We start from the raw sequence: 13,436 nt of genomic DNA, 5'->3' as shown, positions 1-13,436 counted from the left end.
CAAAGGATATTGCGATGACCTCTCCACGTCCGGCGAGCCGGCTTTCCTTTCTCGACCGCTACCTGACGCTCTGGATCTTCGCGGCCATGGCCTTGGGCATCATGCTCGGGACGATCTTCACCGGCCTGCCGGATGCCCTGCATGCCATGTCAGTCGGATCGACCAACATTCCAATCGCCATTGGCCTGATCCTGATGATGTATCCGCCACTGGCCAAGGTCCGCTACGAGGAGTTGCATCAGGTCTTTGCCGACAAGCGCGTTCTGGTGTTGTCGCTGGTCCAGAACTGGATCATCGGGCCGGTGCTGATGTTCGCCCTTGCGGTGATCTTTCTGCGCGATCAACCCGAATACATGACGGGCCTTATTCTGATCGGCCTGGCCCGCTGCATCGCCATGGTGCTGGTCTGGAACCAGTTGGCACGAGGCGACAACCAGTATGTCGCCGGTCTGGTGGCCTTCAACTCGATCTTCCAGATCCTGTTCTTCTCGACCTATGCCTGGCTGTTCCTCACGGTCCTGCCGCCGCTGTTCGGGCTGGAAGGCAGCGTGATCGATGTCAGCTTCTGGACCGTCACCGAGGCCGTGCTGATCTACCTGGGCCTGCCTTTCCTGGCCGGCTTCCTGACCCGACGCATCCTGATCGCCCGCAAAGGCGCGGAGTGGTATGAGGAGGTCTTCCTGCCGAAGATCAGTCCGATCACGTTGGTAGCGCTGCTTTTTACCATCGTCGCGATGTTCAGCCTCAAGGGCGGGGACCTGGTGCGGCTGCCGCTGGATGCGGTGCGGATCGCCATTCCCCTGGTGCTGTATTTCACCATCCAGTTCTTGGTCAGCTTCGCCATGGGCCGGCTGATCGCCCGGGATTATCCGCGCACCACAGCCATCGCCTTCACCGCCGCCGGCAACAACTTCGAACTGGCGATTGCCGTTGCCATCGCCGCCTACGGACTGGCCTCGCCCGTGGCCTTTGCCGCCGTGATCGGCCCCTTGGTCGAGGTGCCGGTGCTGATCCTGCTGGTGAATGTCGCCCTGCGGCTTGGCAGCCGCTGGTTTTCCGACCCCGCCCTGCACAATGAGGCCCGTGCATGATCGCGGACCTGCCGAACCTCTCGCCCGACGCCCTCCGCCAGCCGAGCCTGCCCTTGGTGCCGCGCGCGGGCCACCCGCCGCGCATCCTGCTGCTCTATGGCTCGCTGCGCCAGCGCTCCTACAGCCGCTTCGCCACATTGGAGGCAGAACGCCTGCTGCGCCATTTCGGCTGCGAGACGCGTGTCTTCCACGCCAACGGTCTGCCGTTGCCCGACGATGCCGAGGCCTCGCATCCGAAGGTGCAGGAGCTACGCGAGCTGTGCCTGTGGTCCGAAGGCCAGGTCTGGACCAGTCCCGAGCGGCACGGCGCCATGACCGGCGTGATGAAGTCCCAGATCGACTGGATCCCGCTCTCGATGGGGGCCATCCGGCCGACCCAGGGCCGCACCCTGGCGTTGATGCAGGTCTCGGGCGGCTCGCAGAGCTTCAACGCCGTGAACCAGATGCGCGTCCTCGGCCGCTGGATGCGCATGGTCACGATCCCTAACCAGTCCTCGGTCGCCAAGGCTTATGACGAGTTCGATGCGGCTGGCCGGATGCGCCCGTCGAGCTACTACGACCGCATTGTTGACGTAATGGAAGAACTGGTGAAGTTCACGCTGCTGACCCGCGACCTCTCAGACTTCCTGACCGACCGCTACAGCGAGCGGAAGGAAACGGCGGCAAAGCTGGAAGCACGAGTGAGCTTGAAAGCCGCCACCTGATGAGCGCCACCCGCCGCTGGCCGGTCGTCTCAAGTCTGGGCATCGTCCAGATCCTGGCGTGGGGCAGCAGCTATTATCTGATGGCGGTGCTGGCGAAGCCGATTGTCACCGATACCGGCTGGCCCTTGCCATGGGTGGTGGGAGCTGTCTCGGCAGCGCTTGCCTGTGCGGGAATGGCGTCTCCCTTTGTGGGTCGCATGATCGCAGACTATGGCGGGCGCCCTGTTCTGGCGGCGGGCTGCGCGCTTCTGGCGGCTGGACTTCTGATCTGCGCGGCGGCGCCTAACCTCCTGGGCTTCTATCTTGGCTGGTGCGTCATCGGCCTCGGCATGAGTGCGGGGCTCTATGATCCCGCCTTTGCCACGCTCGGCCGCCTCTACAAGGACCAGGCCCGAAGCGCGATCACCGCGCTGAGCCTGTGGGGCGGATTTGCCAGCACCGTACCGGCGTCAAAGTTCCCACCATCCGCTACTACGAGGAGATTGGTCTGTTGCCCGAGGCGGAGCGTAGCGCGGGCAACCAGCGGCTCTATGGCGTGAAGGAGCAGGAGCGGCTCGCCTTTATCCGCCACTCCCGTGAACTCGGCTTTCCGCTGGACGACATCCGGGAACTACTCAGTCTTTCGGACCAGCCCGACATGTCTTGCGCTGCTGCTGATGTCATCGCCACGCGCCAGCTTGTCTCGGTCAAGGACCGCATTACGCGCCTTCAGGCCCTACAGCAGGAACTGGAACGCATGCTGACGCAATGCGCCCAGGGCACAATCTCGGGCTGCAAGGTCATCGAGGTCCTGAGCAACCACGAGAACTGCCTGCATGCACATCACGGAGAAGTCTGAGAGGCGTATGCTTGATTGACTATCATTCTCAGGTAGCTAGAGCCTCGATTACCCGGCATTCAGATACCTTGCCTCGTTTGCATTCTCTAACCATGCGGGCCAGTTCATCCTGTAAAAGAAGTAGACGGGCAATACGGCTTTCGACTGCCTCAAGCTGCTCTTGGGCAATACGGCTCGCATCCTCACATGATGCTTCCGGCCTCTCTTGCAAGGCCAGCAGGATGCGGATGCTTGGCAGATCAAAGCCAAGCTCGCGAGCATGGCGGATGAAGCCCAAGCGTTCGGCATCGACGGGGCTGTAGGTGCGTCGTCCGTTCAGCTGGCGGGCAGGCTTGGGCAAAACCCCAATGCGCTCATAATAGCGGATCGTCTCGATGTTCACGCCCGCCTGCCGGGATAAATCTCCGATCTGCATCTTTTTGCCTTGCTCCTGTAGTCGCTACAGGTTGTAGCAGGGCAAGGCTAGAGTTTCGAGGACCAACGAATGGCCGCTGCAACCGACACAATCCGCTATCACGTCACGGGCATGGACTGCGCGTCCTGCGCCGCCAAGATCGAGGGCGCGGCCCGCAAGGTTGAAGGGGTGGGCGATGTGAAGGTGTCGATTGCCTCGCAGATCATGACGCTCAATGTCGATGATCCACAGGCACGGCTTCCTGTTGTTGAGCAAGTGGTAACAAGCCTGGGTTATCAGCTTGACCGCATTGGCCAGCCCAAGGTGGACGGGGTGGAGGCTGATGAGGATGACGACAAGATCCCTGACCTGTCGCACGTTACCCCCGCCTACAAGCGCGCACTCTGGATCGTCGTCCTGCTTAATGTCGGCTATGGCGTGATCGAGATTATCGGCAGCTTTCTGTCGGGTTCGCAGGCCCTACAGGCGGATGCGCTCGATTTTGTAGGCGACGGCCTGATTTCCTTCCTCGGCCTTATCGCAGTGGGATGGGGTCTCGCAGCTCGCGCCAAGGCGGCGCTGCTGCAAGGTGTGTTCCTGGGCCTCCTCGGGCTTGGAGTAATTGGCTCGACGCTCTACCGCGTCTTTGTCGAGCATCAGCCGGAAACCTTCCTGATGGGCAGCTTCGCGGTCGTAGCCTTCATCGTCAATGTGGCTGCAGCCCTGGTGCTGCTGCCGCACCGCAAAGGGGATGCCAATATGCGCGCTGTCTGGCTGTTCTCGCGCAACGATGCGATTGGCAATCTTGCTGTGGTCGTCGCGGCCGTCCTCGTCTGGGCGCTCGGCTCGCCCTGGCCTGATCTTCTGGTGGCGTTCGCCGTGGCGGGCCTGTTCCTGCAATCGGCGTGGTCGATCATCCGAGATGCGCGTTCCGACCTCAAACAGGCGGGCCGTGCATGAAAATGGCTTGGCCTATACTCATCATCGCCTTTGGAGCTGCGCTCGATCTTGCAGCAAAGCTATGGGCGCGCGCCTCCCTCGAACCCTATGGCGCAGCAACCGAATTTCTGCCCTTTGTCGCGCTGCGTCTGACCTTCAATCATGGGGTTTCGTTCAGCCTGCTTTCATTCGAGGGTGAGATTGCACGGCTCACGCTGCTGCTTGCTACGGCCGCATTAACAGCAAGTTTCGGGCTCTGGGCTTTTAGATCGCAAGGCTTGGAACGTATCGCTGCCTCTTCCATCGTGGCAGGGGCGCTTGCCAATGTCATTGACCGTGCAGTGTATGGAACAGTGACCGACTATCTCGATCTGCACTTCGGGGCATGGCACCCTTTTGTGTTCAACCTTGCAGATGTATGGATCACGGCCGGGGCTATCTTGCTGGTCTTCTGCCAATTCAGCCGGAAGCAAAGCAACGTTGCCGTGAGGAACTCATCTAAAACCACGTAATCGTGGCCTTAATGCTCTCGCCGTGCGGCCCGCTCCAACTCCCATTCGTGCGCTTATGCGGGACGTCGGCTAGGAAGATGTTCCATCATATGCAGTCTACCAGTGCTGCGGAATAGACTCATGCTCCTCAGGGGAACGTAGACAAGCGTCTGAGCTTTGGTCCGGGCCGCAAAGATCATCAGCAGTAGCAATGCAAGAGGGGTAATCACAGCGCTTGCTCCATGTGTCGCCGTTCGCTCAGACTGATCAGGATTCCCATCAAGTTGAGTTAGCCTCGCTGAAAGGCGTGTGTCATGCCGCGGCGCTGCTGCAGGCAGCCTGGTAAGTCGATAATCGGATTTATGGAACAATAATCGTTTACTATCAATGATTTGCCCAATTATTATAACACCATCTTCATTGGGATGGTTCAGCTTGTGCGACAGTTCTAATGTGCCGTGCGGCTTCCACAGGCTATGTTCATAGCCATGCTTGGGTGCCGTCAAAGCTGACGGATCAGTCTGAGTGCATCTGTGTCACGCCTTCGTTCTACATCGGGATATAAGAATAAGAGGTAGACTGGGATTCAGTCCGCTTGGCAGACTCGCGTAAGTCCAGTGCTTGGCCCATCTGTGCCAGTGCCCTCCCGAGAGGCGTGTCACCACATTGGAAACTAGCGAAGCTACCTAGATCGAGCGATGCCACATGCTCGGCCTCGACGGCCTTCCTGTCAGCCCGTGCGAGATCATCATCATCCGGCAAGGAAGGACGGCCGGACCAGCGACCAAGAAGCGCCAGGGCACGCTTGGGTGCGAAAAGACGATACGCATTGCTGACCTGCCGAACCTGGGGGCCGCGGCCTTCATTCGGGGTTGGCTCGAACCGGCGCAGCCAGTCCAGAAAGCCATGGTCGCGTAGTGCCTTCAAGGCGCGAACAACAGCGTCCCTCGACCGCTTCAGCTTGTCCATGATCCAGTCAAGGGACGGGTCTAGGCGGCCGGTCTTGAAGCTGACCAGGTTCCCGAACAGCGCCAGGATCTCCAAGGCGATGCTGCCCAAGGGTCCGTTGCGTCTCCCGGGCTTGCGGCCGTGCAGCTCGTATCGCTGCGCGGCCCTGATGATCCTCTGCACCTCCTGCCGGGTGGTGCTGCGCCAGAACGTGCCTTCGCAGGTTCCCGCTCGGTGAGAGTTGCGGTGCAAGCGCGTCCTGCCTTGGGCGCGCGCGCCGGTGCAAGCCTGGGCCAGAACGCCAAGGCGCTTGAAAAAATCGCCGCCTGCTGCGGCTGCTACAGTCGTCAAGTGCTGCTCCTGTGTCACAAGAAGCGCGGTGTCCGCAGGCAAGCCTCATCCGTTCGCACAGATGCGCTTTTTGCTCTTGATTTCCGGGAGTAGGCAGCTAACTATAGCAGGTGTAATCCGCTGCTAATCAGGTCGCCAAACCTGTGTTATGCTACCAAGCCCCCTCGTGCGGACCCCCGCGCGGGGGGTTTCCTTTTGGGCTGGTGGTTTATCCGATTCCGCTCGTCCCTCCCGTTTTGGGTATTTTGCCGAACAGCCTACGCCAGCAAGGGCTTAGCGGCAATTCTTTGTGTAGACCTCGGCGGTGATTCATCAGTAGCTCACCCATTCCGTCATGGATGCGCCCGTGTAGTCCTGCATCCGAACCACGATGCTCCTGAAGCCTCGGCCATACTCGTCCTGAAACCCTTTGCCCGTCCGCTGCCTGATCGTGTCATCCAGCCATTCAGGCAAGGCATTGTCGTTGGAAGGAAATCGGACCCACTCACCAGACGAAGGCGCATATCCGTAGCGAACCGTGCTGGTGTAAACGTCTCGTCCTCCGCTACCGCTCGTCACATGTTTGGAAAGCTGCCAGAGTTCGATGGCATCACGATATTTGGCAACCTCGGGCGGTATGCTGTCAGAACCACCTCCACCTGGCAGGCTTACACTGTGACCGCCCATGGGGCATCGCCACAGTTGCAGGGGCGGCTCAACCGGCCAGGGTGTGATGCGGCGGATTAGTTCGGCCTTTGCCGCGCTGCACTCTGCCGAGGCCGGAAAACCGCCTGCCAGACATAGAAGGATTGCGCAGTCGATGGGGTAGGCGGCAGCAGGCGATGCAAAGCTGAAGGCGGTTGCTACACATGCGGCAGCACCGAGGGTCTTAACCTTCATCTGAACCTCCTTGTTGACGGCCAGTAGCACGTGTAGGTCTCAACATACAACATAAATGAATTATTTAAAGATTTCATCTTTATTCGCTCAGGAATTTTTCTTTGTATCGCTCGTGCCAGACATTCGACTGTTGGATGATGTCGGTCTGGGACTTCTGCAGGCAAAGGAGATAAGCGTTTAAATCATTGAAATATCGTATGTATTCTTCTCTTTCTTCTATTCCGTGCCGCTCCAGAGTAGCTTGATCCTCTATGGGATCAGCGGGAGGGACGCACAGATGCAGAACTTGAGGCGCAGGGATGTATGGTCCTGATGAAGCCACCTGAACCAAGGCTATGACAGCAAGTGGACCGATCATGCACCTGCCTTCCAGCAGTGCGACAAAGCCCGCCCAGGTGTGACCGACTCCAACTGTAGATGTGCAAGAGAGAAGGTCATGGTTCTTTGACGCAGTAGAAGTTATTTGCGCCAGTTCTGAGGGTGAAGTTTTGGAAGTTAAAGGCCAGTGGCTAAATAGACAGAAGATTTAGCCAATAAGACGATTGCCCTTGACTTTCTCTGTTAACCAAGCCTAGCGCCGATCAACAGGTTGATACGGCCCCGCCGAATACATGATTTTGTAATAAGAAAAAATAAATAGAAGGTGCGCCAAAATAGTCAATGCCGCATGACCGCGGCATTGATTATTTATTGATTAACATAATTGATTATTAGATCAGGTTCATTCTCACTGCCGTGCTGACAGCACTGGTGGTATTCCGGGCACCCAGCTTCTTTTGCGCACTATCAAGTCGGGCCTTCAAACCTGAGACACTGATACTCATTAATTCTGCAGCTTCACTCTGCCGCAACCCGCTGTGCATCAGTCTCAACGTCTCTAGTTCTTGATCAGTCAAGGCAACCCGCGACCGCGTAAAGAGCTGAGCCCACATCTTCACCTTAGACATGAGCAGCGTCATCTCTTCATCTGTCAGTTCACGATCAGGCCGTGCGATAGACAAGAATGATCGTTTCGATCCTATCTTGACGACAAATGTAGCTCCATACTTCAGGCCGTGTGCCTTGGCCCGAACCATGATCTTCCGCATGTCGGGCAACTTCACCTGCGACCACCGGACCATCCCCTCACGCGTGATCGTCCAGACAGCCACGGGATCTCCGAAGAAGTAGTTCTCGGTCTCGTATTCCTTGGTCCACGCGTCCGGATACTTGTTCATGAAGAAGTCCGGCTGGCCGAAGCGCAGTCCGAAGCCAAGAAAATAACCTGACAAACCAATGGCTTCAAGCTGTTGAAGCTCAGCTTCGTGGTTGGGGATCGCGATCTCAAGCATAGCGGAATGTCAAGCCTTTTCGTGAAAGTGTCCTTATCTCCTGTCTAAAAAGACAGGTGAGTGTCAATGCCAAAAATCTTCCTCTATGCCAGCCAAGCAAGAGAACGGCAGAAGGCCCGGACAACGATGAAGAGCATTGAGGACAGAGTGCGCCCGAAAGCGGTGACTATCTCTGCGGAGGCAAACTTCACAGTAGATATGGCTCAAAACCTGCTCACGATGTTTTCGCACCTCACCGAAGGCCAGGAAATTACTGTCAAATTCTCCAATGCCGGTGTCTGGGCCGTGACCCCCCATGGCATTCGTTTGTTTATAGGTTCGACACAAGTGTTTGAAGTAGGTGGCAATGATGATGATGCAGGCAAAACAAAAGTTCAGTGAAGCTGCGCAAAGCGGCTACCATGTTGAGGTTGTCCGCTGCCCCAGCAATCTGGATCGCTGGCACTTGGTGAATGAGTATTTGAAGCTACGCAAAGAGGTCTTCGTGGACCGCTTGGAGTGGCCTCTCTTTCACGCTGAAGAGCTTGAGTTCGAACAGTATGACAGCTTCGATACTGTCTATGTCATTGCCACTCTTAACGGTGTGACAGTCGGGGGTGCTCGGCTGCGTCGTGCCAACCAGGTCAGCGGCAAAGGTCAACTGCAATACAGCTACATGATCAGGGATGCGTGCCTGGGTATCCTTCCCGGTCTACCGGACAACCTTTGCTATGAGGTTCCTTCGATGGACACCTCCATGTGGGAGATCACCCGTATGGTGGTGAAGGGGCCACGTGAAATCTCGCGGATGATCCTGGCGAAGGTCAACGAGTTCCTAAGCGAAGAAGGCGCTGAGACGGTGCTCTTTCTAGGGTCGCCAGCGTTCAAGCGTATGGCCAACTCGCTGAACTGGCCGGTCAAGCAACTCGGCCCTGTAACCGGCAACGACGACGGAGCCTTCCAGGTCTTCGAGTGCCCTGTGCGCAAGCTGGAGTAGCCCTAGCCGCGCAAGCTGGCGCAAACAAAAATGATCTTCGCAAACAATTCATTTATTGTTGACTAACAATAAATGAATTGTTAGACATGTGTTGATCTAGGTGAAACCAGCTAGTGCGAGCAACCCAACATAGTGCATTAAGGCACCTGTCAACGAGCAGGAGCCAACAATGAGTCAAGTCATACCTCCAGTGATACTCAGCGAGGATGTTGCGCAAGTCGTAAACGAGGGCGGATCAGTTATCGTTATTTGCCTCGAAAGTGTTTCGAGAAAAGGAACGGCAGTCGTAGGCAAGTGGATTTTTGAAGTCGTATCGGCTGATAAAAAATCACGGCGGTTAGTGGTCTACAAAGTAAGAAACAAGGCAGAAACATCGCTCACAGTGTCGGGCGTTGCTTCAAAAATAATATCTTGGGGCTTCCCCGGAATAATAATACCTAAGGAAAAGGGACAAGCGTTTGAACTCTTCAAGGACGGCAGCTATTCTGCTGATTGGAGGTCTGACACTTAGCGCAAATGCCTGCCTCGGAAATGGCATGGTGCTTGTGCCAGGGTCCGATGGAACCTTCCAATACAGAGAACAAAGTAACGGTTTTGCCCGCCACTATGGCTCCGGTGGGCAACCGATAATCAGGGAAGCCGAACGTCAGGCTTCGCTTCCAGACAACTCAATGTCTTTCCTGGCCCAGCCGGAACCCAGTTTTCGAGCGCCACGGGCAGTCGCGGCAAGGCCAGAAGTCCTCAGTGCCATTGATCAAACAGCGATGCGCTACGGCGGTCATGCTGCTTTGCGCAAAGCTGGCATGTCCGTCACGGAATGGCGAAACTTCTACCGCGCCAATATTGAGATCGAGAGTGCCTACAATCCGAAAGCTCGCAGCCATGTGGGTGCTATCGGTCTTGGGCAACTCATGCCCGCAACAGCGGCGACGCTCGGCGTAAACCCCCACGACATGCACCAGAACCTCGATGGTTCTGCCCGATACCTGCTTCTTCTTCTCGATCGCTTCGGGACGAAGGAGCTGGCTCTGGCTGGCTACAACGCTGGTCCCGAGGCCGTTTCGCGCCACGGCGGTATCCCCCCTTACCGCGAAACCATTGGTCACGTCCGCAAGGTCATGGCCGTTTTTTCCCGACTGAACGGAGACACCCTATGAACAACACCATGCCGATCTCGGCCTATAATCTGGCGCTTTGCGCGCTCCTGGCGGTCGGCCTTTTCATGTTGATGACCTCGCCCGCACTGGCGGCAGGCACGATCAACCTGAGCCCGATCACCAATATCCTGACCGGCATCGCAAACACCCTGACCGGGCCGCTCGGCAAGGCCATGGCAACGCTTGCCGTGATCGGCATCGGTGCGGCCTGGCTGATGGGTTATGTCGATTTCCGCACCGTTATCTATGTCGTGGCGGGTATCGCCATCGTCGCCGGCGCGGCAACCATCGTGAACACCATGTGGGGCGCCTGATCCCATGGTCAGACGGTCCCTGCTTTTCCTCGGTCTCATCCGCCCGCCTCGCCTCATGGGCTTGCCGATGTTCTATGCCGTGATCTGGATGGCAGGGTCCGTCCTGGCCTTTGTGTGGGCCGAGAGCTTCTGGACGCTTCTGCTCTCGGCCCTTGCCTATCCGGCCTTCTGGCTGGCGGCGGAATGGGACCCTCATTTCTTCGATGTGGTCACTGTCGTCAGCCGTCAGACCCGCCGGACCAGAAACAAAGACCTCTGGGGTGCCGACAGCTATGAACCATAATCCTCGGATCGGGCCTGCCGCCCTCGACGTGCTGCCTTCATGGGTGCGCAAGGAACAGTCGGTGGCCTCCATGCTGCCCTATGTGTCTCTGGTCGATGATCGAACCATCCGCACCAAGGGCAACGAGTTTTTCCAGTGCATCCGGGTCAGTGGGTTGAACAGCCTGACCGTGGCCGATGAGCTGCTGGATCGCGCCAAGGACATTTTTGCCAGCATCATCGCCCAGACCGGCGACAAGTTCGCCTACACGGTCCACAAGGTATCGCGGCGCATCGACACCAGCCTACCGCCTGTGACGGGCGACAGCATGGCGGCGCAGATCGACCGGCGTTGGCAAGGCTACATGGGCCGCGCGAACCTGCGCGAACACACGATCACGATCACGGTCATCAAGCGGCCGGACGTGCTCTCGAAGATCCCGTTCAGCATCCAGAAATCCCGTGCGCTTCTGGCGGGCCAGATCAGCGCCCAGGTGGCGCAACTGAGCGAGGTTGTCTCGTTTCTCTGCTCGGCCCTGTCCGGCATGGAGCCGCGTGTGCTGACGGCCGAAAGCGGTGAACTGCTCGGCTTTCTCGAAAGCATCAACACGGGCATAGAGGTTCCGACCTTTCACACGGCCCTCGACCGCACGATTGCGGAAACCGTCTCGAACACCCGCGTCACCTTCAAGGGCGACAAGATCTATCTGAGCGGCGGCAGCCTGCCGGATCGGGTCGGCACCATCTATTCGATCAAGGAATATCCCCGCGAGTCCTTCGTCACCATGTTCGATGAACTGGACCTGCCGGTTGATATGGTGGTCTCCAACTACTTCGTGCCGGTCAACAACAGCGTCATGGAAGAGCGGGTCGCCCGCGAATTGCGCCGCCGTGACGCGATCAACGACAAGGCCGAAAACCTGATCCTTGCCCTGCAGAACGGCCAGAACCGGCTGGCCTCGGGAGAGATCACCTTCGGGCAGCATCAGATGGCGGTCGCGGTTTATGCCGACAGCGAAGAAGAGCTTGGCCGCATCAGTTCGATGATCCGCAACATCGCCGTCACGGCGGGCGTGAAGCTGGTTTCGCAAGGCTATACCGCGCGGACGGTCTATTTTGGCCAGCATCCCTGCAACCGGGCCTACCGCATCCGGGAAGGCGCAATCACCAACGAACAGTTTGCCGACATGGCCGCGCTGCATCGCGCCGCCATGGGCAAGCCCGGCTCTCGGGTGCCCTGGGGCACCAACATCACATGGTTTCCAACCATCACGCGCAGCGCCTATCGCTTCAACTTCCACGAGGAAGGCGATCCGCAGAAAGAACCCTCCAACGGCCATACGCTGATCCTCGGCCGCATGGGATCGGGCAAATCGGTGCAGGCAGCGTTCCTGGCGGCACAGGCGCAGCGGGTCGGCGCTCGGGTCTTTGTCTTCGACTATCGCCGGGGCATGGAAATGGCCGTGCGCGCCCTCGGCGGCACCTATTCCGAACTGAAGGCGGGCGAACGCACGGGCCTCAACCCGCTTTGGACGGAAACCGATACAGCCGGGCAGGAATGGCTGAGCGACTGGCTCATTCACCTGATGGAAAGCGGGCACAGCCCCCTTCAGCCTGAACAGTCCCGCGCCGTGCGTCATGCCGTGCGCCAGAACGCAGAGGTGCGCAATCCGCGGCTGCGGACCTGGAGCCAGTTTGCCCAACTGGTGGGTGCCACCCATGACGGGGGCGCACTTGCCGACAGGATGAACGAATGGACCGCCGGACACCGCTTTGGCTGGATCTTCGGTCAGGAGGTCGAGGACAGCTTTTCCCTCGACGGTCAGTTTGTCGGCTTTGACCTGACCGACATTCTGGACACCGACAACCAGAAGGCCCGCATGGCGGTCCTGTCCTACATCTTCCGCCGCATCGAGCGGAAGATCGAGGACAAGCGCCCGACGATCATCATCATTGATGAAGCGTGGAAGGCTCTCGACAACAGCTATTTCGCGGGCCGTATCGAGAACTGGCTCGTCACGGCGCGAAAGCAGAACACCGTTGTCGTGATGATGACGCAGTTTGCGCACCAACTGAACGCCTCGGCGCATGGGCGCACGCTGCTGCAAGCCCTGCCCACGAAAATGCTGCTCCCGAACAAGGAGGCCAGCGTCAGCGATTATGACGGCCTCGGCCTCAACCAAAAAGAGCTGGAAATCCTCATGGGGGTGAACCCCGGCTCGCGCGTGGCGCTCCTGCGGTCCGATGACGGCTCGCATGTGATCGACACGGACCTTTCAGCCCTCGGCCCGCTCCTGACCATCCTCGGCGGCATGAAGGCCGGTGAGGCTCTTGTGGGGGCGGATTACCGAACCCGGCCTGATTTCTGGAAAGGATTTGATGATGCGTAAACCTGTCCTCCTGGCGCTCCTTGGCTCTCTTGCCCTGTCGGCCTGCGCAGGCACGCAGTCACAGCCCATCAAAAGCAAATGCTTCACCGCGCGGGGCGATCTGACCTGCGATCTGCGGCCCCTGCCTGAACTGTGGGGCGAGGCGCGGCAGGATGCCGTTCGCAAGGTCGGCTTTTATGAAAACGCGGTCGAGGACGGTCCTTATGCGCAGCCCTGACCGGCTGTTTCCTTGGCCGTTGGCGGCAGCGGTGGGTCGTGTCGCGAATGTGGTGGAAATTGGCGAGCAGCGCGCTCCGAGCATGTAACGTTGGCTCCGGTCAGGCCGCGAGGTCAAGAGACATCGGCACTAGAGGCTGAGAAAGGGTTTCCCAG

19 protein-coding genes are annotated in these 13,436 nt (G+C 58.4%); 14 read left to right on the top strand and 5 right to left on the bottom strand.

Annotation, left to right across the window (positions count from 1 at the left end; genetic code table 11):
• Positions 1–14: 14 nt before the first annotated feature.
• Genes arsB through EYE42_RS14860 form a run of 4 tightly spaced genes read left to right on the top strand, consistent with a single transcriptional unit; the run spans position 15 to position 2,633 of the window.
• Complete coding sequence (gene arsB / locus EYE42_RS14870) at positions 15–1,091, top strand: ACR3 family arsenite efflux transporter (RefSeq protein WP_130992102.1); 1,077 nt, start codon at positions 15–17, stop codon at positions 1,089–1,091.
• The gene (gene arsH, locus EYE42_RS14865; RefSeq protein ID WP_130992101.1) at positions 1,088–1,795 is read left to right on the top strand and encodes an arsenical resistance protein ArsH; all 708 of its coding nucleotides are present in this window, start codon (positions 1,088–1,090) and stop codon (positions 1,793–1,795) included. The genes arsB and arsH overlap by 4 nt, the downstream gene beginning before the upstream one ends.
• Positions 1,795–2,334 (top strand): MFS transporter, encoded by a 540-nt coding sequence (locus EYE42_RS16445; RefSeq protein WP_246020845.1) that lies wholly within the window; start codon positions 1,795–1,797, stop codon positions 2,332–2,334. Before arsH ends, EYE42_RS16445 begins: the two co-directional genes overlap by 1 nt.
• Positions 2,223–2,633, top strand: a complete 411-nt coding sequence (locus EYE42_RS14860) for a MerR family transcriptional regulator (RefSeq protein ID WP_246020844.1) — start codon at positions 2,223–2,225, stop codon at positions 2,631–2,633. Before EYE42_RS16445 ends, EYE42_RS14860 begins: the two co-directional genes overlap by 112 nt.
• Before the next feature lie 28 nt (positions 2,634–2,661).
• On the opposite strand, the gene EYE42_RS14855 is transcribed toward EYE42_RS14860, so the two are convergent.
• Positions 2,662–3,048, bottom strand: coding sequence for a MerR family transcriptional regulator (locus EYE42_RS14855; protein ID WP_119136422.1), 387 nt, complete (start codon positions 3,046–3,048; stop codon positions 2,662–2,664).
• A gap of 69 nt (positions 3,049–3,117) precedes the next feature.
• On the opposite strand from EYE42_RS14855, the gene EYE42_RS14850 reads away from it, so the two are divergent.
• Together EYE42_RS14850 and lspA are read left to right on the top strand one after the other, a co-directional pair.
• Entirely contained in the window at positions 3,118–3,987 is an 870-nt protein-coding gene (locus tag EYE42_RS14850) for a cation efflux transmembrane domain-containing protein (protein WP_246020839.1), read from the top strand.
• On the top strand, positions 3,984–4,478 hold the full coding sequence (gene lspA / locus EYE42_RS14845) for a signal peptidase II (protein WP_130992099.1): 495 nt from the start codon (positions 3,984–3,986) through the stop codon (positions 4,476–4,478). The genes EYE42_RS14850 and lspA overlap by 4 nt, the downstream gene beginning before the upstream one ends.
• 528 nt (positions 4,479–5,006) lie before the next feature.
• Here the strand turns inward: lspA and EYE42_RS14840 are convergent.
• The 4 genes from EYE42_RS14840 to EYE42_RS14825 all read right to left on the bottom strand — a co-directional run bounded on the left by EYE42_RS14840 (position 5,007) and on the right by EYE42_RS14825 (position 7,966).
• Positions 5,007–5,756 (bottom strand): helix-turn-helix domain-containing protein, encoded by a 750-nt coding sequence (locus tag EYE42_RS14840; protein ID WP_211657956.1) that lies wholly within the window; start codon positions 5,754–5,756, stop codon positions 5,007–5,009.
• Positions 5,757–6,068: 312 nt separating this feature from the next.
• Positions 6,069–6,635 (bottom strand): hypothetical protein, encoded by a 567-nt coding sequence (locus EYE42_RS16440; RefSeq protein WP_246020838.1) that lies wholly within the window; start codon positions 6,633–6,635, stop codon positions 6,069–6,071.
• A 79-nt stretch (positions 6,636–6,714) separates the two neighbouring features.
• The gene (locus EYE42_RS14830; RefSeq protein WP_130992098.1) at positions 6,715–6,993 is read right to left on the bottom strand and encodes a hypothetical protein; all 279 of its coding nucleotides are present in this window, start codon (positions 6,991–6,993) and stop codon (positions 6,715–6,717) included.
• 352 nt (positions 6,994–7,345) lie between these two features.
• Positions 7,346–7,966, bottom strand: coding sequence for a helix-turn-helix transcriptional regulator (locus EYE42_RS14825; RefSeq protein ID WP_130992097.1), 621 nt, complete (start codon positions 7,964–7,966; stop codon positions 7,346–7,348).
• 66 nt (positions 7,967–8,032) lie between these two features.
• Here EYE42_RS14825 and EYE42_RS14820 point away from each other — a divergent pair, with 66 nt between their 5' ends.
• The 8 genes from EYE42_RS14820 (at position 8,033) to EYE42_RS14785 (ending at position 13,281) form a co-directional block, all read left to right on the top strand.
• Complete coding sequence (locus tag EYE42_RS14820) at positions 8,033–8,347, top strand: hypothetical protein (protein WP_130992096.1); 315 nt, start codon at positions 8,033–8,035, stop codon at positions 8,345–8,347.
• Positions 8,313–8,942 carry an acyl-homoserine-lactone synthase gene (locus tag EYE42_RS14815; RefSeq protein WP_130992095.1) on the top strand — a complete coding sequence of 210 codons (630 nt, stop codon included), beginning with the start codon at positions 8,313–8,315 and terminating at the stop codon, positions 8,940–8,942. Before EYE42_RS14820 ends, EYE42_RS14815 begins: the two co-directional genes overlap by 35 nt.
• Before the next feature lie 169 nt (positions 8,943–9,111).
• On the top strand, positions 9,112–9,453 hold the full coding sequence (locus tag EYE42_RS14810; RefSeq protein WP_130992094.1) for a hypothetical protein: 342 nt from the start codon (positions 9,112–9,114) through the stop codon (positions 9,451–9,453).
• Positions 9,454–9,478: 25 nt separating this feature from the next.
• Positions 9,479–10,099, top strand: a complete 621-nt coding sequence (locus EYE42_RS14805) for a lytic transglycosylase domain-containing protein (protein WP_130992093.1) — start codon at positions 9,479–9,481, stop codon at positions 10,097–10,099.
• Entirely contained in the window at positions 10,096–10,413 is a 318-nt protein-coding gene (locus EYE42_RS14800) for a TrbC/VirB2 family protein (protein ID WP_130992092.1), read from the top strand. The genes EYE42_RS14805 and EYE42_RS14800 overlap by 4 nt, the downstream gene beginning before the upstream one ends.
• A gap of 4 nt (positions 10,414–10,417) precedes the next feature.
• Positions 10,418–10,696 carry a VirB3 family type IV secretion system protein gene (locus EYE42_RS14795; RefSeq protein WP_130992091.1) on the top strand — a complete coding sequence of 93 codons (279 nt, stop codon included), beginning with the start codon at positions 10,418–10,420 and terminating at the stop codon, positions 10,694–10,696.
• A complete protein-coding gene (locus EYE42_RS14790) occupies positions 10,686–13,064 on the top strand; it encodes a VirB4 family type IV secretion system protein (protein WP_130992090.1) in 2,379 nt (792 codons plus the stop codon). The genes EYE42_RS14795 and EYE42_RS14790 overlap by 11 nt, the downstream gene beginning before the upstream one ends.
• Positions 13,057–13,281, top strand: a complete 225-nt coding sequence (locus EYE42_RS14785) for a hypothetical protein (protein ID WP_130992089.1) — start codon at positions 13,057–13,059, stop codon at positions 13,279–13,281. Before EYE42_RS14790 ends, EYE42_RS14785 begins: the two co-directional genes overlap by 8 nt.
• Positions 13,282–13,436 lie beyond the last annotated feature (155 nt).

The sequence above is a fragment of the Paracoccus subflavus genome (assembly GCF_004310345.1).
Taxonomy (GTDB): Bacteria; Pseudomonadota; Alphaproteobacteria; order Rhodobacterales; family Rhodobacteraceae; genus Paracoccus; species Paracoccus subflavus.
This window is presented reverse-complemented; position numbering and strand designations above follow the sequence as displayed.

Excerpts from the sequence above, each read along its gene's own strand:
- arsH (WP_130992101.1), top strand. The coding sequence starts at position 1,088 with ATGATCGCGGACCTGCCGAACCTCTCGCCCGACGCCCTCCGCCAGCCG.
- arsB (WP_130992102.1), top strand. The coding sequence starts at position 15 with ATGACCTCTCCACGTCCGGCGAGCCGGCTTTCCTTTCTCGACCGCTAC.
- EYE42_RS14790 (WP_130992090.1), top strand. The coding sequence starts at position 10,686 with ATGAACCATAATCCTCGGATCGGGCCTGCCGCCCTCGACGTGCTGCCT.
- EYE42_RS16445 (WP_246020845.1), top strand. The coding sequence starts at position 1,795 with ATGAGCGCCACCCGCCGCTGGCCGGTCGTCTCAAGTCTGGGCATCGTC.
- EYE42_RS14810 (WP_130992094.1), top strand. The coding sequence starts at position 9,112 with ATGAGTCAAGTCATACCTCCAGTGATACTCAGCGAGGATGTTGCGCAA.
- EYE42_RS14805 (WP_130992093.1), top strand. The coding sequence starts at position 9,479 with ATGGTGCTTGTGCCAGGGTCCGATGGAACCTTCCAATACAGAGAACAA.
- EYE42_RS14850 (WP_246020839.1), top strand. The coding sequence starts at position 3,118 with ATGGCCGCTGCAACCGACACAATCCGCTATCACGTCACGGGCATGGAC.
- EYE42_RS14800 (WP_130992092.1), top strand. The coding sequence starts at position 10,096 with ATGAACAACACCATGCCGATCTCGGCCTATAATCTGGCGCTTTGCGCG.
- EYE42_RS16440 (WP_246020838.1), bottom strand. The coding sequence starts at position 6,635 with ATGAAGGTTAAGACCCTCGGTGCTGCCGCATGTGTAGCAACCGCCTTC.
- EYE42_RS14815 (WP_130992095.1), top strand. The coding sequence starts at position 8,313 with ATGATGATGATGCAGGCAAAACAAAAGTTCAGTGAAGCTGCGCAAAGC.
- lspA (WP_130992099.1), top strand. The coding sequence starts at position 3,984 with ATGAAAATGGCTTGGCCTATACTCATCATCGCCTTTGGAGCTGCGCTC.
- EYE42_RS14820 (WP_130992096.1), top strand. The coding sequence starts at position 8,033 with ATGCCAAAAATCTTCCTCTATGCCAGCCAAGCAAGAGAACGGCAGAAG.
- EYE42_RS14825 (WP_130992097.1), bottom strand. The coding sequence starts at position 7,966 with ATGCTTGAGATCGCGATCCCCAACCACGAAGCTGAGCTTCAACAGCTT.
- EYE42_RS14855 (WP_119136422.1), bottom strand. The coding sequence starts at position 3,048 with ATGCAGATCGGAGATTTATCCCGGCAGGCGGGCGTGAACATCGAGACG.
- EYE42_RS14785 (WP_130992089.1), top strand. The coding sequence starts at position 13,057 with ATGCGTAAACCTGTCCTCCTGGCGCTCCTTGGCTCTCTTGCCCTGTCG.
- EYE42_RS14830 (WP_130992098.1), bottom strand. The coding sequence starts at position 6,993 with ATGATCGGTCCACTTGCTGTCATAGCCTTGGTTCAGGTGGCTTCATCA.
- EYE42_RS14795 (WP_130992091.1), top strand. The coding sequence starts at position 10,418 with ATGGTCAGACGGTCCCTGCTTTTCCTCGGTCTCATCCGCCCGCCTCGC.